Consider the following 21,176-nt stretch of genomic DNA (forward strand, 5'->3'; position numbering starts at 1 on the left):
CTACTGCTGGTTCACATCCCTCACCACTGCTGGCCGGATCCCCGACCGCTGCTGGTCGGACCAGGAAGCGGAACCACTCGTGTTCACACAGCTCCCGCGGGCGTCCCTGCCCCGGGGGCTTCTTTGCCTGCTCTTCAACGAAGTTGCAGGTAACGATGACGATTACGTTTCGGGCAAGACACCCCCCAGTGCGACCCGAGCTATTGACGCATGAGCGGACATGGGGCTGTTATTACGCCCACGATGTTCGGTCGAGTTGGTTTCTGATCGGTTTCGAGAACCTTTCGGTGATCGACTCATCCCCTTGACCGAACCCTGCATTCCTCAGGAGCCGCCATGCGCCTCTCCCCTTCCGGTCTTGCCGTCCCGGGTCCCAGCCGTCGCTCGCTGCTGCGCGGAGCGGGCGGTGCCGCGCTGCTCGCCTGTGCGGGCATACCCCTGCTGTCCGCCTGCGGCGGCAGCGGCTCGTCCTCCGACCCGAAGACCGTCACCCTCGGCTCCAACGCCTCGGACGCGGTGCCGAAGAAGGCCTTCGAGAGCGTCTACGCGGCCTTCAAGAAGCAGTCCGGCATCACCGTCGATGTGAACACGAAGGACCACAACACCTTCCAGGAGCAGATCAACTCGTATCTGCAGGGCACACCGGACGACGTGTTCAACTGGTTCGCGGGTTACCGGATGCAGTTCTTCGCGGCGAAGAAGCTGGCCACGCCGATCGACGACGTGTGGGCGAAGATCGGGGACAACTTCCCCGACGCGATGAAGAAGCTCAGCAAGGGCGAGGACGGCAAGTACTACTTCGTGCCGCTGACCACCTACCCCTGGGCGGTCTTCTACCGCAGAAGCGTCTTCCAGCAGCACGGCTACAAGGTCCCCGGCACCTGGGACGAGCTGGTCGCCCTGTGCAAGCAGATGAAGTCGGACGGCCTGGTCCCGATCGCCTTCGGCGACAAGGACGCCTGGCCGGCGATGGGCACCTTCGACCAGATCAACTTCCGCCTCAACGGCTACGACTTCCACGTCCAGCTGATGGCGGGCAAGGCCTCCTGGACCGACGCCAAGGTCAAGGCCGTCTTCGACCACTGGGCCGAGCTGCTCCCCTACCACCAGGACGGCTTCATGGGCCGCACCTGGCAGGACGCCGCCCAGACGCTGGTGTCCAAGAAGGCCGGCATGTACCTCCTGGGCTCCTTCGTGGCCCAGCAGTTCACCGACAAGGCCGACCTGGACGACCTCGACTTCTTCCCCTTCCCGGTGATCGACTCCGCGTACGGCCAGGACACCGTGGAGGCGCCCACCGACGGCTTCATGGTGAGCAAGTCCCCGAAGAACCACGCCGGCGTCCTCAAGTTGCTGGAGTACCTGGGCACCCCGGCGGCCGAGCAGCTCTACCTGAAGACCGACCCGAGCGTGGTGGCCGCCTCCTCCAAGGCCGACACCTCCTCGTACTCGACGCTGCAGAAGAAGGCGTTCGACATGATCAGCGGCGCCAAGACCCTGACCCAGTTCATGGACCGCGACAGCCGCCCGGACTTCACCTCCACGGTGATGCAGCCCGGTCTGCAGAAGTTCCTCCAGAACCCCAAGGGCGTGGACGGCCTGCTGTCGTCGATCGAGCGCCAGAAGAAGCAGATCTTCGCGTCCTCGTGAGCAGCCCGATGACGACGGACATGACGACGAAGTCCCCGGAGGAGGCCGCCGCGCCGCCTCCGGGCACTGCTTCCCGCACTCCGCGGGCCGCACGGGGCCACCGGCGCCTGCTGACCCGCCGTGACCGGATCACGCTCGCCCTGATGGCGGGCGTGCCCACGGTCCTGCACGTGGCCCTGGTCTGGGTCACCGCCCTCGCCTCCATCGCACTGGCCTTCACCACCTGGGACGGCATCGGGTTCGACTCGATCAAGTGGGTGGGCCTCGACAACTTCAAGCAGCTCTTCAACGACAACCCGCAGTTCTGGCCCGCCGTCCAGCACAACATCATCTGGTTCGTGGTGCTGATCCTGATCCCGACGCCGCTCGGCCTCTTCCTGGCCGTGCAGCTGGACAAGAAGATCCGGTTCAGCCGCGTCTACCAGACCGCGTTCTTCCTGCCGGTCGTCATCTCGATGGCGTGCATCGGCTTCGTCTGGCAGCTCGTCTACAACCCGGACACGGGCCTGATCAACAGCATCATCGGGGCCAACAGACCCGGCCACTACATCGACTGGATCGGCGACCCCAAGCTCAATCTGTGGGCCGTGCTGATCGCCGCGTCCTGGCGGCACACCGGCTACATGATGATCCTCTACCTCGCCGGTCTGAAGAGCGTGGACCCCTCCCTGCGGGAGGCCTCCGCACTGGACGGCGCCAACGAGTGGCAGACGTTCAAGAACGTCATCTTCCCGACCCTGCGCCCGACCAACACGGTCGTCCTCGTCGTCACCATCATCGAGGCACTGCGTGCCTTCGACCTGGTCTTCGTCTTCAACAAGGGCGCCCAGGGCACCGAGTTGCTGTCGATCCTGGTGACCAACAACATCATCGGCGAGTCCAGCCGCATCGGCTACGGGTCGGCCATCGCCGTCGTCCTCCTCGTGATCTCCCTCGCGGTGATCATCCCGTACCTGGTGGCCACCTTCCGGAAGGAACGGCGATCGTGAGCGCCTCCACCGTGACCGCTCCGCTGAAGCGGCGCGCCCCGATCCGGCCGGCCCGGGTCCTGCTGCACGTCTTCCTCGCGGGCACCGCCCTGGCCTGGCTCGCTCCGCTGCTCTGGGCGGTCTTCTCGGCCCTGCGGCCGTACAGCGAGACCAGCGCCAAGGGCTACGTGTCCTGGCCGGACACGCTGAACTTCGACAACTTCAAGAACGCGTTCACGCAGTCGGACATGCTGCACTACTTCGGCAACACCCTGGTCATCGCCGTACCGTCCGTGCTGCTGACGCTGTTCCTGTCGTCGATGGTCGCCTTCTACGTCAGCCGGTTCGACTTCCGGCTCAACCTTGCCCTGCTGCTGGTCTTCACGGCGGGCAATCTGCTGCCGCAGCAGGTCATCATCACCCCGCTGTACCGGCTGTACCTGCTCACCGATCTGCCCGGCATCACGGCGAGCGGCAAACTGTACGACTCCGCACTCGGGCTCGTGCTGATCCATGTGGCGTTCCAGTCCGGTTTCTGCGCCTTCGTACTGAGCAACTACATGCGTTCGCTGCCGCACGAGCTGACGGAGGCCGCTCTGGTCGACGGCGCCTCGGTGTGGCGGCTGTACTGGCAGATCACTCTGCCGCTGTGCAAGCCGGCCATGGCGGCCCTGGCGACCCTGCTGTCGATCTGGATCTACAACGACTTCTTCTGGGCACTCGTACTGATCTCGACCGGTGAGAACATGCCGATCACCTCGGCCCTGAACAACCTCTCCGGCCAGTACTTCACCGACCCCAACCTGGTGGCCGCGGGCGCCCTGCTCACCGCGATCCCCACGCTGATCGTGTACTTCGCGCTCCAGCGCCAGTTCGTCAACGGCCTGACCCTGGGATCCAGCAAGGGCTGAGCCGCATGTACGGCGGCGGTGTCCCGGGCGTCCGGCGGCGGTTCGGAACAGGTCCGGCTCAGCCCGGGCAGGCGTCCGCTCCGCCCTTGGCGAAGGCGTCCCGTGTTGTACGGGTCGGGGAACAGCCCGCCGGCCTTGTTGGGCACCGCGAAGGCCGGCGCGCTCGCCGTGGACTTCCCACAGCCTTCGAATCCCCGGGCCGGCGCGTGCTGCTTCGCCAGGTTCTTCAGCTCAGTGACCACCGGGCCCTGGGGGCCCTGCGCTGTGCCGGCCCGGGGGCATTCCCGGATGGACTGACGACGGCCGGCCCCGCGCAGGAGACGTCCGGTGCTGCCGCACTCGCTCCGCCCTGCCCCGGGGCGCTCACGGCGGCCGATGGAGCCGCGAGGACGGTCACCACCCCCAGCCACGCGAGAGCGGAATCCTTCAGAGTTCACCAAGGGGCAGGCGACATGGAGCCCCTCCATCCAGGTGGAGCGAGAGTGGCCGGGAGAAGGCGTCCCACGGGTGAACACACACTTCCGAGGGGGACATGAGCCCTGGACAGGCGGCCCACGGGCAATCAGGCCGGGACACGACCGCCGACATCGGTCTCACTCCGCTCCGACCCCCCGCAACTACATCCGGCGCAGTCGCGCGGTCACGATGTGGATCCTGAAGGCGCAGGGGACATGCCCGTCCGGTGTCGTCATCCCGCTCACTTCGGCGAAGAAGGTGTCCCGCAGGCGTTCCACGGTGGCCCGGTCCAGGGGGCCGAGGTCGTAGAGGCCGGACACACAGGCCCACACCTGCTCCACCGGACCGCTCAGATCGATGGGAACGGTTTCCCAGTCGGCCGCGGCGAAGCCGGCCGGCTCAAGGATGTCGTCGAGCCCTTCGCGGCTGCGGGTCCGCCTGTCCCCCAGCGGCGGCATGCGCCGCGCTGCGGGGATCTCCTCGGTCGTGGACCGCAACAGCCCGATGAAGCGGTCATAGGCCTCGCCGCCGACGGCCCCGCCGCCCACCACGCAGGCCAGCACCCCTCCGGGAGCCAGCACGCGGGCGATCTCGGCGGCGACCAGTTCGACCTCTCCCATCAGCATCAACGCCATATGGCAGACACAGGCGTCGAAGTCGGCGTCGGCGAAGGGAAGTTCCTGGGCCCGCCCCTGCTCCAGCCGCACACCGGACAGCGCGGGCCGACGCCGCGCCAGCTCCAGCGAGTGTGCCGACAGGTCCACCCCGGCGAGCCGTCGCCCCTCGCTGCGCGCCAGGTACTCCAGCAGCAGGCCGTCACCGCAGCCGAGATCCAGCACGCGCCGGCTTCCCGCCACCCGGTCGCACAGGAGCTCATAGCTGGACCGGCCGTCGGGAGCACGGCCGTTGCCGAACGCCTCCGCGGTCACCGCCGGATGCTCAGCGTGAAAAGTCCGAAGGAACGCTTCCTGCGCTGAAGTGGCCGTCATCGTCCCAACCTACGTGACACGCCGAAGGCTCAGTCGGCCGGCTTTCCGGGCTCGTCGTGCGTGGAGCAGTGGATGCCACCGCCTCCGGAGGCGATCGTGTCGATCGTCACCTGCACGATGTCGCGCTGGGGGAAGTGCTCCTGCAGAATGCCGCGCGCACGGTCGTCGGCCTTCCGGTCGCCGAAGCGGGGCATGAAGACCGCGTCGTTGGCGACGTAGAAGTTCGCGTAGCTCGATACGAAGTCGTCCCCCTCACCCGTGATCCTGTCGAGGTCGGGCTGCGGAAGGTCGACGATCTCGAATCGCCGGCCCCGGGCGTCCGTCGCCCCGCTCAGCACGGAGCGTGCCTGATCGGAGGCGCGTGACCAGGAGTCGGCGGGCGTGCCGGGGTGCGCCTTGTCGAGGAGCACCACGCCCGGGGCGGCGAACCGTACGAGACTGTCGACGTGTGCGTCGGTGATGTCCTGACCCCGCACGCCCTTCAGCCACACCACCTTGTGGATGCCGAGGGTCTGCTTGAGTTCCGCCGCTATCCGGTCGCGGCTCTTGCCGGGGTTCCGGTTGTCGTTGACGACAGAGCTCTCGGTCACCAGGAGCGTGCCTTCGCCGTCGGTCTCGAAGGAGCCCCCCTCTGCGACCAGAGGGGCTTTGGTCCGGCGGACGTCGTACTTCTCCAGCAAGGTGCCGGCGACACGGGCGTCGTTGGTGTGCTGCTGCTTGTTGCCCCAGCCGTTGAAGTTGAAGTCGACGCCCATGGGCCGGCCCCCGTCCTCGACGAACACCGGGACGGTGTCCCGTGCCCAGAGGTCGTCGACGGTGAGGGGGATGACCTCGACCTGGGATCCGCACGCCTTCTGCGCGGCCTTCTGCTGCTCGGGCCTGGCCATCAGGACGACGTACTCGTACTCGGCGACGGCCCGGGCGACACGGGCGATGTCCTGCCGGACGTAGGGCAGGTCCTCACCCCACACGGCATCCAGCGCGGGCCATGACATGAAGGTACGCGCGTGGCTCTCCCACTCGGCACCGAACCGGCGCCCTCCGGCCGTCGCGGCGTCCGGTCCGGTAGCGGACGCTCCTGTCTGCGTCAGGTCGTCGGGTCCGCACGCCGTCGCGCCGAGGGCGAGGGCGCCGATTCCGGCGATCGCATGGAGAACCCGGCGACGAGAGGGAGGAAGGGGGGACACGATGTGCTCCGTTCGTGGGACATCAACGCTATCCGGCGGCGCTGGGACAAGCCCGTCCAGGCGCGCTGCGCGGTCTCCCCGGGCCTGGGCCCGCCGGCCCGCCGGGCCGGGGCGGTTCGGGATGCCGGCATCACGGCGACCGCGACGGTGGGGGCGCCCGCCGTGTTCCACACTGTTGCACTGACTGGATTTTCAGTCAAACCTTGAGAGGCCACTCCGCGAAAACGGATTCACCGCCGACGGGCTCCGCGTCACCTCTTCGTTCCGTTGCCGCCCGTGCCGTTCCGTGGGCGTCCACGACGATCGCGACGCCCCGGCCGGCCTCGGCTCCTGCCCCTGCCCCTGCCCCTGCTCCAGGTGCGCGACCTCCACGGCTGTCGCCTCACGCATGCGCGTACGGGCCTGGTCCAGCGGCATCACGCCGCTCAGCCAGCGATTGCTCAGGCCCTCCAGCAGCGAGGTCAGCCGTTCGGCGCACGCAGAGAGGGCCGCTTCCGGTGCGGTCGGCCGCACACGGCCGAGCAACTCCGCCACCTCCCGGATCCAGATGAGGCTCGCGAGTCCGAGTTCGTCGCGGAGCGTCTCGTCGAAGACGGCACTCGCCCGCAGCTCCCCCCAGGCAATGCTGTTCTCCCGGACCTCCGGTGCCTCCTGCAGCTCCAGCAGCAGTGCCGCCTCCAGCTCTTCCCGGGGACCGGCGCCTCCGGCGCGTCCGACGTCCCCGGGCGTGTATCGCTCGGCCCGGTCGCTGATGAAGGCCAGCGTGCGGCGGAGCAGGCCGGCCCGGTCCCCGAAGTGGTAGTAGACAAGGGCCTTCGAGATTCCCGCCTCGGCCGCCAGCTCCTCCACCCGCAGCCCTCGCACTCCCCGGCGGGCGATGACTCTGACTGCCGCTTCGAGAATGGTTGTCCTGCGGTCGCTCACACCGTCTCCCTGCGATTCCGTCTGTCGGTGATTCCGTCTGTCGGTGATTCCGTCTGTCGGTGATTCCTGTCGACCCACTGTGACACATTGACTGAAAATTTAGTTAGAGACACCATCGGACATCGTCGTCATCGCGCCGGGCCACGTGGCCTCCGCCGTGCCGGGCCCGTCCCTGGCACAGGTGGTCCGGCGGCCGGGGGATCGAGACGGAACCCGTCACGTCCCTCGCTTTCGAGGATCTCGCGGACGAGCGCCCGTTCTGCGTCCGCAGCCGACCAGACGCAGATCGTCGCTCGGCTGATCGAGGCCGAACCGGACGCCGGTTCGGTCACGGTGGTCCTGAGCCGCTACGACAGGAGGACCTGAGACGGGCACGGTCCGCCGTGCCGAGGCGGCTGTGGACCGCCCGACGCCGGGCACGGTGCCACCGGGCGCTGCCGCGACGGTCCGGGACCGGTCGGCGACGGTCCGGAGACGGCGCCGGCGACGGGCCGGATAGGGTTCATCGTCATGGCGTCTCGCACAACACAGATCCTCGAAGCGGCGGCACGGTTGATCGCTCGGCGCGGAGTCCGCGGGCTCCGCGTGGAGGAACTGGCCGCCGAGGCCGGTGTGTCCACGGGCCTGATCTACTACCACTTCAAGGACCGCACCGGAATTCTGCGCCATACGCTGGAGTACATCAACGACCGGGCGGAGCGTTACACCACCGCCCGTGACCCCGACGCGGAGCCGCTCGGACCCCGCGAAGAGCTGGAGCAGATCCTGCTGCTGGAGCTGCAGGACACCCAGGAGGTGCGGGAGAACAGCTCGGCCTGGGGTGAGCTGCGGGCGAGCGCCGTGTTCGACCCGGTTCTGCGTGAGGATCTCGCCAGGGCAACGCTGGTCTGGGTGCAAGAGGTCGCCGCCCTCCTGGGGCAGGTGCAGCCGATGGCATCCGCGTCCGCCCTGGCCTCCGCCGCCGAGCGGCTCACCGCCCTCCTGGAAGGGCTGAGCATGCGCTGGCTCAGCGGCGGCATCCGGGTCGATCACGCCCGGGTCCTGATGCAGGGTGCCATCGAGACCGAACTCGCCGCTCTGAACCCGCAGTAGGGCGGACGGCGCGGGGCGCCGAACACGCCCGTCGCCGCGGCCGTATCCCCGATCGCCTCTCCGCCCACCGCCCCGGCCGACGACCCGGCCGACGACCTGGCACGCCGGGCATCCGCAGCACTCCCTCACGACGGTCCCGCCGCTGCGGGCTGCGCGGCCTCTGACGCCGGTGGCCCTTCGCCGTTCGGCCCGCACACCGTCGCGCCCTGCGTCCCCCTCACACGCGACCGCCCGGGCGGCCGAACTGCTGCGAGAGGTCGGCGTGGACGCGTCCGCCCTGCACCGGTACCCCGGCCAGGTGTCGGGCGGCATGCTCCAGCGCGTGATGATCGCGGCCGCGCTCATGGGCAGCCCCGCGCTGCTGCTCGCCGACGAGCCGACCACGGCCCTCGACGTCACCACCCAGGCCGAGGTCATCGCCCTTCTCACCCGGCTGCGGGAGCGCTTCGGCACGGGAATGCTCTTCGTCACCCACGACCTCGACCCGGCGGCGGCCATCAGCGACCGCGTCTACGTCATGTACGCCGGACGCATCGCCGAAACCGGCCCCGCGACCGTGCTGTTCGCACGGCCCGGACACCCGTACACGGCAGCCCTGCTCGCCTCCACGCCCCGGCTCGACGCCCCCGGACGCCGCCTCGCCGCCATCGAGGGCCGGCCCCCGGACCTGCGCACGGCACTGACGGGCTGTCCGTTCGTCCCTCGCTGTCCGTCGGCGACCGAGATCTGCCACCGGCGGGCGCCGGCACCGACCACCGCGCCCGGCCGTCCCGACCACAGCTTCGCCTGTCATCACGGCCTGCACGTCGAAAGGAGCCCCGCCGATGCCTGAGCCCGTTCTGGAGGCCGTGAACCTCACTCGCGCATTCGGTGCCGTACGGGCCGTGGACGGGGTGTCCTTCTCCCTGCCCCGGGGCGGATCCCTCGGCATCGTGGGCGAGTCGGGCTCCGGAAAGACCACCACCGCCCGCATCGTCGTCGGGCTGGAACACGCCGACGACGGCCGGGTCCTGGTCGACGGACGCCCCAGAACGGCGCGCGTACGCGGACGCGCCGCCCGTCTCGCCCGCGCTCGCGAGGTGCAGATGGTCTTCCAGGACCCCTATCTCTCCCTCGACCCGAGGCTGAGCGTCGAGGCGGTCCTGCGCGAGACCCTGCGGCTGTACTTCCCCGGGGCCGACCACACCCGCCAGGTACGTCAGCTCCTCGACCAGGTGGGACTCGGCCTCCGCGCCGCCGACGCCCTGCCCCGCCGGCTCTCGGGCGGCCAGCGCCAGCGTGTGGCCATCGCCCTCGCGGTCGAGCCCGCCGTGCTCGTGCTGGACGAAGCCGTCGCCGCCCTCGACGTATCGGTGCAGGCACAGATCCTCAACCTGCTCACCGACATCCGCGAACACACCTCCGTCGGCTACCTGTTCATCACCCACGACCTCGCGGTGGTCGCGAGCGTCACCGACAACGTCATGGTCATGCGGCACGGAAGCGTCGTCGAAGAGGGTCCCACCACCGCGGTGCTCACCGCGCCCCGCCATCCCTACACCCGCCTGCTCCTGGACTCCGTGCCGCGCCCCGGCTGGAACCCCGAGCAGATCGCCGCGGCCCGCCGCGCGCTGTGACGCCCCGTCACCGCCGCACCCCCTACGTCCCACGGACCGTCCGCGGGACCCCGCAACAGGAGGCACACACGTGAACAGAGGCATCATGGGCACGCCTTCCGGAACAGGCCCGAGCAGGCGCGGATTCCTGGCCGCCACCGGGCTCACCGCGGCGGGCGCCGCCCTCGCGCTGACGCAGGGACGCGCCGGCGCAGCCCCGTCCCGCGGCACCGCGGCCACCGCGACCACCGCGACCACCGCGACCACCGCGACCACCGCAAGCCGTGTCCCCGCCGAGGACGTCCGCCACGCCCCGCACGTGGATGGCGTGGCCGGACAGCACCGCCATCTGGGGCCGAGGCGCACTCGGCGGGGTCCAGTCGGACATCGCGCTGATAGCCCGCACCATCGCCCGGTACGAGCCGGTCGTCATGTGCGCCAACCCGGGGAGCGCGGCCGCGGCACGCTCGTTGTGCGGCTCGGCGGTCACCGTCATCACGTCCGTCCCCGTCGACGACTGCTGGATGCGGGACACCGGGCCCGTCTTCCGTACCGACGGCGCGGGCGGCCTCGACGCGGTGGGCCTCGACTTCAACGGCTGGGGGAACAAACAGACCCACGCCAGGGACGCGCGCGTCGCCGAAGGGATCGCCGGCTACCTGGACGTGCCGTTCACCCGCGCCGGCTTCACCGGTGAGGGCGGTGCCATCGAACAGGACGGCTCCGGGACCCTGATGGCGACCCGGAGCAGCCTGCTCAACCGCAACCGCAACTCCGGGATGTCGCAGGGGCAGCTCGAGGAGGCCATGTGCGCCGCCTACGGCGCGAGCGAGGTCATCTGGTTCGACGGTGTGAAGGGGCAGGACATCACCGACGACCACGTCGACGCCACGTCACGCTTCCTCGCCCTGGGCGAGGCACCGGTGCAGATGCCCCTCGCGTCGGACGACGACGCCTGGGCGAAGGACGCACGCCGGCAGTACCAGATCCTCGTGCAGGCGACGACCGGCACCGGTAGCCCCATGGGTGTGACGGCGCTCCAGGGGCCCGACTACGGAAGGATCCGCTCCAGGAACCCCGGTTTCCTCGCCTCCTACGCCAACTTCTACGTGTGCAACGGCGCGGTCGTCTGCGGGCAGTTCGGCGACACGCGGGCCGACGCGGCGGCCAAGGCGGCCCTGGCCGGCCTCTACCCCGGCCGAGTCGTCCAGCAGCTCGACATCGACCGGCTGGGGACGGGAGGCGGCGGAATCCACTGCGTCACCCAGCAGCAGCCGCTCGCCTGAGCAGCGGCACGGCCTTCGCCGGACGGACGTGACCGGGCGGGCACCGGCGCGCGGACGACGGAAGGTGCACACGCCGACGAACCGTGGGCGCACCTCGGCCGGGTCAGGGGGTGTGCTTCGGCGCGATGGGGTGCGCCGGTCCCCGACCGGTCCCCCGAAAACGCTCGAAAGGCCGTTTCGGATCTCTCCGAAACGGCCTCTGACCTGCACTTCGCAAGTCGGGACGACAGGATTTGAACCTGCGACCCCTTGACCCCCAGTCAAGTGCGCTACCAAGCTGCGCCACGTCCCGATGCACTCACTCGCGGTGACCCACGTGATCGCGCGAACAGAACTTTACCCCACCGGCGGGGGTGCACCGAAAAGGGCCGGGCGGTGCGGGTGACAATCGGTCGTATGGGAGACACAGGGGCAGCGGCTCAGCGGCCGGCCGGCGGCCGGGACCGGGACGTGGAAGGGCGGGCGCGCAACGCCCGGCCGCGGGACGGCCTCGGGCGGCCACTGCCGTACGGGTCGGAGGGTGTCGCGCGGCAGCCGGAGGGGGTCGTACGGACCCCGCGGGAGACGGTCGCCCAGGCGCAGGAGCTGCTGGACGCGGGCAGGCCCTTCCACGCACACGAGGTGTTCGAGGACGCCTGGAAGTCGGGCCCGGCGGCCGAGCGGACGCTGTGGCGGGGGCTGGCCCAGCTGGCGGTGGGGCTCACGCACGCGGCCCGGGGCAATGCCGCCGGCGGGGCGCGGCTGCTGCGCCGCGGTGCGGGCGCGGTCGAGGACTGGGCCGCCGAGCGGGGCGAGGACCGGCCGTACGGGATGGATCTCGCCGATCTCGCCCGGTGGGCGCGGGAGCTGGCCGGGCGGGTGGACGACGGGTCCGGGCCCGTCGACGCGGCGGCCGAGGCGCCCCGCCTCGGACCCTGAACGGAGTCGTCGCGGGCCTGCGGAGGCGGTGGAGGCACTGTCAGTGGCATGGGGCAGACTCGGGGCGTGCGAAAGATTCATGTCATCGGTATCGGCGCGGGCGACCCCGAGCAGCTGACCCTGCAGGCCGTCCGGGCGCTGCGCGGCACGGACGTGTTCTTCCTGCTCGGCAAGGGCGAGGTGAAGAGCGATCTGACCCAGCTGCGCCGGGACATCCTGGACGCACACCTGCCCGAGGGGTCGTACCGGGTGGTGGAGGCCCGCGATCCGGACCGGGACAGAAAGGCGGGCGGGGCGTCGTACTCGCCGGCCGTCGAGGACTGGCGGAGCGCCCGCGCCGGGATCTACGAGCGGCTGATCGCCGAGGAGCTGGGCGAGGACGGTACCGGCGCCTTCCTGGTGTGGGGGGACCCGTCGCTGTACGACAGCACGCTGGGGATCCTGGAGGAGGTGCTGGCGCGGGGCGCTGTGGAGTTCACCCATGACGTGGTGCCCGGCATCAGCAGCGTCTCCGCGCTGGTCGCCCGGCATCGCACGGGGCTGAACCGGGTCGCCCGGCCGGTGCAGATCACCACCGGGCGGCGGCTGGCCGAGGGCTTTCCGGACGGCGTGGACGACGTGGTCGTGATGCTGGACGCGCACCAGGCCTTCCGGCAGTACGCCGACCAGGACATCGACATCTACTGGGGCGCGTACATCGGCACCCCGGACGAGATCCTCGTGTCCGGACCGATCGGCGAGGCCGGCCCGCGTATCGAGCGGGTGCGCGCCGAGGCACGCGAGCGCAAGGGGTGGATCATGGACACATATCTGCTGCGCCGGCACCCCGAGGAGGCCTGACCGGCGCTCGACGGAAACCGGGCGGCACCGCGCCGGACCGCCGTGCATACGGGCCGCGGACGCGTGGGCGGTCCACTCGTGCGGGACGAGTGCGTTGACGGACCGGCCGTGTGCGACGCCCGCGCTGGCGGGCAGTCCGTGTGGGACGGCCACGTTCACGGACCGCCCGTGTGCGACGCCCGCGCTGGCGGGCAGTCCGTGTGGGACGGCCACGTTCACGGACCGCCCGTGCGCGACCGCCGCGTTCACGAACCGCCCGTGGGGACGGGTCGCCCGCGGTCATGGAGCGTCGAGGCCCAGCCGGTCCAGTACGCCCGCCACGTCCGGTACCGCCGTGACGCCCTCCGGCAGCGCCGGCCGTCGTACGAGGACCACGGGCAGGCCCAGTTCCCGTGCTGCCGTCAGCTTCGGGGAGGTCGCCTCGCCGCCGCTGTCCTTGGTCACCAGCACCTCGATCCGGTGGGCGCGCAGCAACTCCCTCTCGTCGGCGAGGCGGAACGGGCCGCGTGCAAGGACCACTTCGGTGTCCGGCGGCAGGGGCGGCTCGGGCGGTTCCACCGACCGTACGACGAAGTGCAGGTCCTTCAGGTGGGCGAAGGCGGCGAGGCCGAGGCGCCCGGTGCTGAGGAACACCCGGCGGCCCAGGCCCGGCAGGGTCTCCGCGGCCGCGGCCAGGGAGTCGGCCTCGTACCACCGGTCGCCGGGGCCGGGGCACCAGCCGGGGCGGCGCAGGACGATCGCGGGGACGCGGGCGGCCGTCGCCGCGCGGGCCGCGTTCGCCGTGATCGTCTCGGCGAACGGGTGCGTGGCGTCGACCAGGGCGTCGACGCGGTGCGTGCGCAGCCAGTCGGCGAGGCCCTCCGCGCCGCCGAAGCCGCCGGTCCGCACCTCGCCGTCCACCGCTCCCGGCCGCGTCACCCGGCCCGCCAGGGAGGTGGTGACCCGCATGCAGGGGCGGGCGGCGAGATCGGCGGCGAGGCGGCGGGCCTCGGTCGTTCCGCCGAGGATCAGGACGTGCGGGGACATGAGGGCGAGCGTAGGGGATGTCCTGAGGTGCCGGGACCCGGGTGCCGGCGTACCGGAGGTCGTGCTGCTCGGCATCGCCGGGGTGCCGGTGCACACCGGCGGGTTGCGGCCCGGGGCGGTGGAGCGGGCCGGCGGCGGCCCGGACCACGCGCTGGACTCCTTCGCGGACCTCCCCGGGCTGCAGGGGCTGGCTAGCGCAGGAGGAGCTGTGCGCCGCCCACGATCGTCGCGGCGATCACCAGCTGCTCGAACAGCCGCTGGTTGATCTTGTTCACGGCCCATCTGCCGAACAGCGCACCGGGCACGACGAACACGGCGAGCGCCGCGTCGAGCAGCAGTGAACGGCCGTCGATCAGCCCGAGTCCGGCGCTGAAGGGCACCTTGGCCACGTTCACGATGAGGAAGAAGAACGCCGACGTGCCCAGGAATCCGAGCTTCCGGAAGCCCGCCGAAAGGAGATACATCGACATCACCGGCCCGCCCGCGTTGGCGACCATCGTCGTGAACCCCCCGAGGACGCCGTACGAGCGGGCCTTCATCCGGCCCGCCCGGCTGGTGACCGCGTCCGGCTCGTCCCCCGCCTCGGCCCGGCGCCGCCGCCACAGCGTGACACCGGCCATCAGCAGCAGGATCGCGCCGATCGAGGTACGTACGACCCCGTCGTCGGCCCACATCAGGAACAGCGTGCCGGCCACCACGCCGGCCGCCACCGCCGGGAACAGCCGCCAGAGCGTGGGCCAGTGGGCGTGCCGCCGGTAGGTGAGCACGGCGAGCACGTCGCCCGCGATCAGGACCGGCAGCAGCACGCCGGTGGAAGCGCGTGCGGGCAGGACGGCCGCGAAGATCGCGAGGCTGACCGTGTTGGCCCCGCTGACTGCGGTCTTGGAGAAGCCCACGAGCAGGGCCGCGAAGGCGAGGGCGGCGAACTCCCAGCCGGATATGTGCCAGAGCGTCATCGTGTTCATGCGGGGACCGATGGTATGCGCACGCATCCGCCGGCGTAAGGACCGTCTCGCAGGGCGGTCCTCACGGCCGGTTCCCGGGACCCGCCACGACGACGGGTTCACGGGGCGCCGCAACGGCAGGTTCACGGGGACATCTCGACCGCGGCTCACGGCCACCTCAGCCGCGGCTCACGCACCTCAACGGCGACTCACTGGCGCACCTCAGCAGCAGCTCACGCACCTCAACTGCGGCTCACTGGCGCACCTCAGCAGAAGCTCACGCACCTCAACTGCGGCTCGCGGGCACCTCGGCGGCGGCTCACGGGACGCCTCAGCGGCCCGTGTAGCGGGTGCGCAGCTCCCGCTTGAGCACCTTCATGCTCGGGCCGAGCGGCAGCGCGTCCGCGAACTCCACGCGGCGCGGGTACTTGTGCCGGCCCAGGTGCTCCTTGGACCACGCGGTGATGCCGACGGCGTCGGGGGCGCTGCCCTGGGCCGGTACGACGACCGCGCACACCTCCTCGCCGTGCAGCTCGTCGGGCAGGCCGATGACGGCGACCTGGGCGATGCCCGGGTGGCGCATCAGGACCTCCTCGACCTCCCGCGGGTACACGTTGAAGCCGCCGCGGATGATGATGTCCTTCTTGCGGTCGACGATCCTGAGGAAGCCCTCCTCGTCCTTGGTGCCCAGGTCCCCGGTGCGGAACCAGCCGTCGACCAGGGCCTGCGCGGTGGCCTCGGGACGGCCGAGGTAGCCGGAGAAGACGTTGTGGCCGCGGATGACGACCTCGCCCAGCTCGCCGGGGGGCAGCAGTTCGATCCGGTCCTCCGCCTCGGCACGGGCGATCTCCACGTCGATGCCCCACAGCGGGTGCCCGATGGTGCCGGCGCGCGTTCCGAAGGCAGGCTGGTTGACGGTGGCGGTCGGCGAGGTCTCCGACAGCCCGTACCCCTCGTAGATCCGTGCGCCGAACGCGGCCTCGAACCGCTCCAGCACGGCCACCGGAAGCGAGGCCCCGCCGGAGATGCACACGCGCAGCTCGGGCAGCGCGTCGGCGTCCGCGGCGGCCGCGGCGAGGGACACGAACATCGTCGGCACGCCGTGGAAGGTGTTCACGCCCTCCTTGACCATCAGTTCGATGGCGCGGGCCGCGTCGAAGCGGGGCAGCAGGACGAGCGTCGCGCCCGCCCGCCAGGTGGAGTTGAGCGACACCGTCTGGCCGAAGGCGTGGAACAGGGGCAGTGCGCCGAGGGCGATGTCGTCGGCGCGGATGTCGTTGGCGTCGAAGGCGTTGACGGTCGCGTTCATCACCAGGTTGAAGTGGCTGAGCACGGCGCCCTTGGGGACGCCGGTCGTGCCGCTGGTGTAGAAGATCACCGCCGGGTCGTCGGCGGTGCGGGTGACGTACGAGGGCAGTGGCTCGGCGTCGGCCGCGAGCCGGTCGAACTCCTCGCCGAGGGTGACCACACGGACGCCGAGGGCGTCGGCGGCGGCTCGTCCCGTCTCCGCCTGCGCCGGGTGCACGAGCAGCAGCGTGGCACCGCTGTCCCGCAGCACGTGCTCGACCTCGTTCGCCGAGAGCAGCAGGTGCACGGGGACGACGACCCCGCCCGCCGCGGCGATCGCGTAGTAGGCGACCGGGAACCCTGCGGTGTTGGGTGCCATCAGGGCGACCCGGTCCCCCGGCCGTACGCCCAGCCCGGTGAGCGCTCCGGCCTGGGCGAGGGAGCTGCGCCACACCTCCTCGAAGGACAGCCGCAGATCGCCTTCGACCAGAGCCGTCTTCTGGGGGCGGCGCCGGGCGTTCTCGGCGAGGATGGCGGCGACGGACAGGGTTGCCATGGAGTGATGCTCCGTTTCCTTGCTGCGGCTCGTGCTACCGGATCCCCTTGCGGGGAGCCCCCGTTGAACAGCTGTCAGTGCCTCTCGACCAGCAGTGCGCTCCCCTGGCCCACTCCCACGCACATGGTGGCGAGCCCACGCTGCGCCCCGGTGCGCCGCATGCGGTGCAGCAGGGTGGTGAGGATGCGGGCGCCCGAGCAGCCGAGCGGGTGGCCCAGGGCGATCGCGCCGCCGGAGGGGTTGACCAGGTCGGGATCGATGCCGAGCTGGTCGACGCTGGCCAGGGCCTGGGCGGCGAACGCCTCGTTGAACTCGGCCTCTTGCAGGTCGCCGATCGCCCAGCCGGTCCGGGCCAGGACCCTGCGGGTGGCGGGGACGGGGCCGATGCCCATCACGTCGGGGTGGACGCCCGCCGAGGCGCCGGCGACGTAGCGGCCGAGGGATTCCAGGCCCAGCTCGTTCAGGGCCTCCTCGCTGACCAGCAGGAGCCCGGCCGCGCCGTCGTTCATCGGGGAGGCGTTGCCCGCCGTGACCGTGCCCCCCGCGCGGAAGACCGGCTTGAGGCGGGACAGCTTCTCCAGCGAGGTGTCCTCGCGAACGCACTCGTCCTGCTCGAACAGGATGCCGTCGGGGCCCTCCACGGGCAGGAGTTCGTCGTCGAAGTGCCCGTTCTTGCGTGCCGAGGCGGCCCGTTGGTGGCTGCGCAGCGCGAACTCGTCCTGCCGGACGCGGGAGATGCCGTACCGCTCGGCGACCTCCTCGGCCGTCTCGCCCATGGACAGCAGGCCGTGCAGGTCCTTCATGGCCGGGTTGACCAGGCGCCAGCCGAGGCGGGTGTCGTGGGTCTCGATGCGGTGCGGCAGGGCCTCGTCGGGGCGGGGCAGCACGAAGGGGGCGCGGCTCATCGACTCGGAGCCGCCCGCGAGCACGATGTCGGCTTCTCCCGCGGCGATGGTGCGTGCGGCCGTGGTGACCGCTTCCAGGCCGGAGGCGCACAGCCGGTTGACGGTGGCGCCGGGTACGGACTCGGGCAAGCCGGCCAGCAGCGCGGCCATCCGGGCGACGTTGCGGTTGTCCTCGCCCGCCTGGTTGGCGGCGCCCCAGTAGACGTCGTCGATGCGGGCCGGGTCCAGGGCGGGAATGTCGGCCACCAGACGGCGGATCACGGTCGCCGCCAGGTCGTCGGGCCGGACGGCGGACAGGGCGCCGCGCAGCTTGCCGATGGGGGTGCGGCGGGCGGCCGCGAAGTGGACGGGACGCACGGCTGGGACTCCTGACCGACGACGCTGTGGATCAGCACGGACCTGGGTTTGTTCCGGAGCGGCGCTTAATTAGCACTGCTAGTTTTGGACTATAGACCTCCGTCCGGCTCCCTGGGAAGATCCCATCGAACCTTCACCCAGGCAGCCGGAGGAGACATGTCTCACGTCCGCGAGCACACCCTCGGCGGTATCGCCGTACGCGAATGGCCGCACCCCGACCCGCGCTACCTGGCCCTCGTGGTGCACGGCTACGGCGAGCACGCGGGTCGGTACGACGCACTGGCGAAGCTGCTCACCGGGCACGGAGCCGCCGTGTACGGGCCCGATCACGTCGGGCACGGAAGGTCCGCCGGTGAGCGGGTGGTGATCGAGGACTTCGAGGACGTCGTCAACGATGTGCACGCCGTCGCGGACCTCGCCCGTGCCGCGCACCCCGGCCTGCCGCTCGTCACGGTCGGCCACTCCATGGGCGGGCTGATCGCGGCCCGCTACGCCCAGCGCCACGACGGCGCGTTGAGCGCGCTCGTCCTGTCCGGGCCGGTGATCGGGGTCTGGGAGCTGCCCGGACGGCTGCTCGCCCTGGACGAGATCCCGGACACCCCGATCAGCCCGGCCGCGCTCTCCCGGGACCCCGCCGTGGGCGCCGCGTACGCCGCCGACCCGCTGGTCTGGCACGGGCCGATGAAGCGGCCGACGCTCCAGGCGTTCGTACGAACCCTGGAGTCGGTCGCCGCGGGCGGCGACGTCGGCCCGCTGCCGCTGCTGTGGCTGCACGGGGACGACGACCGGCTGGTGCCGCTGTCCGGGAGCCGGGTGGGAGTGGAGCGGCTCAGCGGCGGCCGGCCGGCCGAGCGGATCTTCGCCGGGGCGCGGCACGAGGTGTTCCACGAGACGAACAGGGCGGACGTCTTCGCGGAGGTGATCCGCTTCCTCGACGCGGCACTCCCCCGGCCGGCCGGTCACCCGGGCGCCCCCGCGGCATCCGCCGGCACCGCAACACCCGTCGGCCCCGCGGAGTCCAGCACCGCCGCGGCGCCCATCGGCCCCGCGGAGTCCATCGTCCCCGCGGAGTCCACCAGCCCCGCCGCGCCCATCGGCCCCGCGGCATCCACCGGCGTAACGGCGGGTGAGGAAGTCGTCCAACTCGGCCAGAGGTAAGATCCGTTGACCTCACGGTGACGTCGCCGGCCCGTCGACCGCACGCCGTTCGGCACGTGGCCGAAGACCGTCTGCGCCACATGGCATGATCGTGTCAGACTGCACGCGCGTCCCCTGATCGGTACGGGGGCCAGCCGAGCGGAGGAGCAGCACGTGACGGGGACCGATCCGGCCGGGCGCACGATCGACACCACCCGGCCGCATCCGGCCAGGGTGTACGACTGGTTCCTCGGCGGCAAGGACAACTACCCCGTCGACGAGCAGCTTGGCCGGCAGATCACGGCGATCGACCAGGGCGCCCCGCGCGCCGCCCTCGCCAACCGCGCGTTCATGCGCCGGGCCACGCGCGCGCTGGCCGAGGAGACGGGCATCCGTCAGTTCCTCGACATCGGCACCGGCATCCCGACCGAGCCCAATCTGCACCAGATCGCCCAGTCCGTCGCACCGCAGGCGCGGGTCGTCTACGTCGACAACGACCCGATCGTGCTGGCACACGCGGGCGCACTGCTGCGCGGCACCCCCGAGGGCGTCACCGAGTACGTCCAGGCCGACGCCCGCGATCCGCACGCCATCCTCGAACGGGCGCGGGGAATCCTGGACTTCGACCGTCCCGTCGCCCTGTCCCTGATCGCCCTGCTGCACTTCGTCGCCGACGCGGACGGCGCCCACGACCTGGTCACCACGCTGGTCGACGCGCTGGCCCCGGGCAGCTGTCTGGTGCTGTCGACGATGACGGCCGACTTCGAACCGGAGAACGTCCGCAGGGGCATCGACGCGTACGCCGCCGGCGGGGTGACGCTGGTGGCCCGCTCGCACGCCGAAGTGGGCACGTTCTTCGAGGGACTCAGGCTGCTGGAGCCGGGGATCGTGTCGATCGCGGACTGGCGGCGCGAGGACGCGGCCGACGGGGACGGCCCGGTCTCGCTCTACGGCGGCGTGGGCCTCAAGTAGCCGTCACGGCCCGCAGCGCCCGCGCCAGGGGGAGCCGGGCGACACCGTCCGGCCGCAACCCCGTCACCGGGGCGATCGTGCACAGCACCCCGTTCACGTTGCCGGACGGCGCGCGACGGCGGCGCCCCGGGCGATCTCCGGGTGGGCGTCGGACGTGATGAAGAACCGTGCGGCGGCGTGTCGAGCATCCACGGATCGTCGGGGTACTCGCCGAACACCGCGGTCTGCGCGGGCGAGATGCCCGGCTCGCGCCGGAGGCCGCTGCGCGTCTGCCGGGACAGCGCGATCGGGCGACGGCACAATGATCTGCGGACAACCACACGGGAGAAGGGCGGCGACGTGAACGAGGACCAGTTCCCGACGGCCGGGCCGGCGAGGCCGAACACCTCCGTGGCGCACAACGCGCGGGTCTGGAACTACTGGATCGGCGGCAAGGACAACTACGAGGTCGACCAGCGGGTCGGCGAGCACGTCGCCGGGATGTTCCCGGTGATCCGCGCCGTGGCCCGCGCGGACCGGGACTTCCTGGGCCGGGCGGTGCGCTTCCTCGCCGCCGAGCAGGGGATACGGCAGTTCCTCGACGTCGGCACCGGGCTGCCGACGGAGGACAACACCCACGAGATCGCCCAGCGGATCGCGCCCGAGTCGCGGATCGTGTACGTCGACAACGACCCGATCGTGCTCGTGCACGCCCGTTCGCTGCTCACCAGCTCCCCCGAGGGCGTCACCGACTACATCGACGCCGATGTGCACGACCCGGACGCCATCGTCCAGCGCGCCGCCGAGACCCTCGACCTGGACCGGCCGGTCGCGGTGATGATGCTGGGCATCCTCAACTTCGTCCTGGACACCGAGCAGGCCCGGGACATCGTGCGACGGCTCATGGCGGCGGTGCCCTCCGGCAGCCATCTGGTGCTCACCCACCCGACCTTCGACGCCGAGGCGGGCGGCGAGGGCAACATCGCCGCGATGGAGTTCTGGAACGCCAACGCCACGCCGCCGATCACCGCCCGCAGCCGGGCCGGCATCGCCTCGTTCCTCGACGGTCTGGAGCTGGTCGAGCCGGGTCTGGTGCCCTGCTCGCGGTGGCGCGCCGGGTCCGACGCGGCCGTGGTCCCGCAGTACGGCGCGGTGGCCGTGAAACCCTGAGCCCGACCGCGTGGCGGCACAGCCCGT

Annotated in this window: 17 protein-coding genes, 1 tRNA gene and 2 pseudogenes; 12 read left to right on the forward strand and 8 right to left on the reverse strand. The window is 71.2% G+C overall.

Annotated features, from left to right (window positions below; genetic code table 11):
• Positions 1-336: 336 nt before the first annotated feature.
• The 3 genes from ACZ7P3_RS05325 to ACZ7P3_RS05335 are packed head-to-tail and all read left to right on the forward strand — an operon-like array spanning position 337 to position 3,529.
• Positions 337-1,650: an ABC transporter substrate-binding protein gene (locus ACZ7P3_RS05325; RefSeq protein ID WP_472079075.1), complete on the forward strand. Its 1,314-nt coding sequence runs from the start codon at positions 337-339 to the stop codon at positions 1,648-1,650.
• A gap of 8 nt (positions 1,651-1,658) precedes the next feature.
• The gene (locus ACZ7P3_RS05330) at positions 1,659-2,639 is read left to right on the forward strand and encodes a carbohydrate ABC transporter permease (RefSeq protein ID WP_472079076.1); all 981 of its coding nucleotides are present in this window, start codon (positions 1,659-1,661) and stop codon (positions 2,637-2,639) included.
• Positions 2,636-3,529 carry a carbohydrate ABC transporter permease gene (locus ACZ7P3_RS05335; RefSeq protein ID WP_472079077.1) on the forward strand — a complete coding sequence of 298 codons (894 nt, stop codon included), beginning with the start codon at positions 2,636-2,638 and terminating at the stop codon, positions 3,527-3,529. Before ACZ7P3_RS05330 ends, ACZ7P3_RS05335 begins: the two co-directional genes overlap by 4 nt.
• A gap of 617 nt (positions 3,530-4,146) precedes the next feature.
• Here the strand turns inward: ACZ7P3_RS05335 and ACZ7P3_RS05340 are convergent.
• From ACZ7P3_RS05340 to ACZ7P3_RS05350, 3 genes and pseudogenes are all read right to left on the reverse strand, one after another.
• Complete coding sequence (locus tag ACZ7P3_RS05340) at positions 4,147-4,914, reverse strand: class I SAM-dependent methyltransferase (RefSeq protein ID WP_472079078.1); 768 nt, start codon at positions 4,912-4,914, stop codon at positions 4,147-4,149.
• Positions 4,915-5,003: 89 nt separating this feature from the next.
• Positions 5,004-6,161, reverse strand: a complete 1,158-nt coding sequence (locus ACZ7P3_RS05345) for an agmatine deiminase family protein (RefSeq protein ID WP_472079079.1) — start codon at positions 6,159-6,161, stop codon at positions 5,004-5,006.
• Positions 6,162-6,512: 351 nt separating this feature from the next.
• Positions 6,513-7,085, reverse strand: a pseudogene (locus ACZ7P3_RS05350) (TetR/AcrR family transcriptional regulator); the annotation flags it as partial.
• Positions 7,086-7,595: 510 nt separating this feature from the next.
• Between ACZ7P3_RS05350 and ACZ7P3_RS05355 the strand changes: the two are divergent.
• The 4 genes from ACZ7P3_RS05355 to ACZ7P3_RS05370 all read left to right on the forward strand — a co-directional run bounded on the left by ACZ7P3_RS05355 (position 7,596) and on the right by ACZ7P3_RS05370 (position 11,058).
• Positions 7,596-8,177 carry a TetR/AcrR family transcriptional regulator gene (locus ACZ7P3_RS05355; protein WP_472079080.1) on the forward strand — a complete coding sequence of 194 codons (582 nt, stop codon included), beginning with the start codon at positions 7,596-7,598 and terminating at the stop codon, positions 8,175-8,177.
• A 169-nt stretch (positions 8,178-8,346) separates the two neighbouring features.
• Complete coding sequence (locus ACZ7P3_RS05360) at positions 8,347-9,009, forward strand: oligopeptide/dipeptide ABC transporter ATP-binding protein (protein WP_472079081.1); 663 nt, start codon at positions 8,347-8,349, stop codon at positions 9,007-9,009.
• Complete coding sequence (locus ACZ7P3_RS05365; protein ID WP_472079082.1) at positions 9,002-9,793, forward strand: ABC transporter ATP-binding protein; 792 nt, start codon at positions 9,002-9,004, stop codon at positions 9,791-9,793. Before ACZ7P3_RS05360 ends, ACZ7P3_RS05365 begins: the two co-directional genes overlap by 8 nt.
• Positions 9,794-10,095: 302 nt before the next feature.
• Positions 10,096-11,058: an agmatine deiminase family protein gene (locus tag ACZ7P3_RS05370; protein WP_472079083.1), complete on the forward strand. Its 963-nt coding sequence runs from the start codon at positions 10,096-10,098 to the stop codon at positions 11,056-11,058.
• A gap of 218 nt (positions 11,059-11,276) precedes the next feature.
• Here the strand turns inward: ACZ7P3_RS05370 and ACZ7P3_RS05375 are convergent.
• Positions 11,277-11,350 (reverse strand) — tRNA-Pro (locus ACZ7P3_RS05375).
• A gap of 104 nt (positions 11,351-11,454) precedes the next feature.
• Here ACZ7P3_RS05375 and ACZ7P3_RS05380 point away from each other — a divergent pair.
• Both ACZ7P3_RS05380 and cobF read left to right on the forward strand, forming a co-directional pair.
• The gene (locus tag ACZ7P3_RS05380) at positions 11,455-11,976 is read left to right on the forward strand and encodes a DUF309 domain-containing protein (RefSeq protein ID WP_472079084.1); all 522 of its coding nucleotides are present in this window, start codon (positions 11,455-11,457) and stop codon (positions 11,974-11,976) included.
• A gap of 66 nt (positions 11,977-12,042) precedes the next feature.
• Positions 12,043-12,816, forward strand: a complete 774-nt coding sequence (gene cobF, locus ACZ7P3_RS05385) for a precorrin-6A synthase (deacetylating) (protein WP_472079085.1) — start codon at positions 12,043-12,045, stop codon at positions 12,814-12,816.
• Positions 12,817-13,095: 279 nt separating this feature from the next.
• On the opposite strand, the gene ACZ7P3_RS05390 is transcribed toward cobF, so the two are convergent.
• From ACZ7P3_RS05390 to ACZ7P3_RS05405, 4 genes are all read right to left on the reverse strand, one after another.
• The gene (locus tag ACZ7P3_RS05390; RefSeq protein ID WP_472079086.1) at positions 13,096-13,842 is read right to left on the reverse strand and encodes a cobalt-precorrin-6A reductase; all 747 of its coding nucleotides are present in this window, start codon (positions 13,840-13,842) and stop codon (positions 13,096-13,098) included.
• Positions 13,843-14,033: 191 nt separating this feature from the next.
• On the reverse strand, positions 14,034-14,807 hold the full coding sequence (locus ACZ7P3_RS05395; RefSeq protein ID WP_472079087.1) for a sulfite exporter TauE/SafE family protein: 774 nt from the start codon (positions 14,805-14,807) through the stop codon (positions 14,034-14,036).
• A gap of 310 nt (positions 14,808-15,117) precedes the next feature.
• On the reverse strand, positions 15,118-16,629 hold the full coding sequence (locus tag ACZ7P3_RS05400; protein WP_472079088.1) for a long-chain-fatty-acid--CoA ligase: 1,512 nt from the start codon (positions 16,627-16,629) through the stop codon (positions 15,118-15,120).
• Between the two features lie 74 nt (positions 16,630-16,703).
• Complete coding sequence (locus ACZ7P3_RS05405; RefSeq protein ID WP_472079089.1) at positions 16,704-17,891, reverse strand: thiolase family protein; 1,188 nt, start codon at positions 17,889-17,891, stop codon at positions 16,704-16,706.
• 156 nt (positions 17,892-18,047) lie between these two features.
• On the opposite strand from ACZ7P3_RS05405, the pseudogene ACZ7P3_RS05410 reads away from it, so the two are divergent.
• The 3 genes and pseudogenes from ACZ7P3_RS05410 to ACZ7P3_RS05420 form a co-directional block, all read left to right on the forward strand.
• Positions 18,048-18,842, forward strand: a pseudogene (locus ACZ7P3_RS05410) (alpha/beta hydrolase); the annotation flags it as partial.
• Between the two features lie 360 nt (positions 18,843-19,202).
• The gene (locus ACZ7P3_RS05415) at positions 19,203-20,000 is read left to right on the forward strand and encodes an SAM-dependent methyltransferase (RefSeq protein WP_472079090.1); all 798 of its coding nucleotides are present in this window, start codon (positions 19,203-19,205) and stop codon (positions 19,998-20,000) included.
• 177 nt (positions 20,001-20,177) lie between these two features.
• Positions 20,178-21,149, forward strand: a complete 972-nt coding sequence (locus tag ACZ7P3_RS05420) for an SAM-dependent methyltransferase (protein ID WP_472079091.1) — start codon at positions 20,178-20,180, stop codon at positions 21,147-21,149.
• The last annotated feature ends 27 nt before the right edge of the window (positions 21,150-21,176 follow it).

The sequence above is a fragment of the Streptomyces sp. NPDC107581 genome (assembly GCF_055657175.1).

Bases quoted from the DNA above. Each gene is read 5' to 3' on its own strand.
- ACZ7P3_RS05325 (WP_472079075.1), top strand. From the start codon at position 337: ATGCGCCTCTCCCCTTCCGGTCTTGCCGTCCCGGGTCCCAGCCGTCGC.
- ACZ7P3_RS05330 (WP_472079076.1), top strand. From the start codon at position 1,659: ATGACGACGGACATGACGACGAAGTCCCCGGAGGAGGCCGCCGCGCCG.
- ACZ7P3_RS05355 (WP_472079080.1), top strand. From the start codon at position 7,596: ATGGCGTCTCGCACAACACAGATCCTCGAAGCGGCGGCACGGTTGATC.
- ACZ7P3_RS05365 (WP_472079082.1), top strand. From the start codon at position 9,002: ATGCCTGAGCCCGTTCTGGAGGCCGTGAACCTCACTCGCGCATTCGGT.
- ACZ7P3_RS05370 (WP_472079083.1), top strand. From the start codon at position 10,096: ATGGCGTGGCCGGACAGCACCGCCATCTGGGGCCGAGGCGCACTCGGC.
- ACZ7P3_RS05380 (WP_472079084.1), top strand. From the start codon at position 11,455: ATGGGAGACACAGGGGCAGCGGCTCAGCGGCCGGCCGGCGGCCGGGAC.
- ACZ7P3_RS05390 (WP_472079086.1), bottom strand. From the start codon at position 13,842: ATGTCCCCGCACGTCCTGATCCTCGGCGGAACGACCGAGGCCCGCCGC.
- ACZ7P3_RS05395 (WP_472079087.1), bottom strand. From the start codon at position 14,807: ATGAACACGATGACGCTCTGGCACATATCCGGCTGGGAGTTCGCCGCC.
- ACZ7P3_RS05400 (WP_472079088.1), bottom strand. From the start codon at position 16,629: ATGGCAACCCTGTCCGTCGCCGCCATCCTCGCCGAGAACGCCCGGCGC.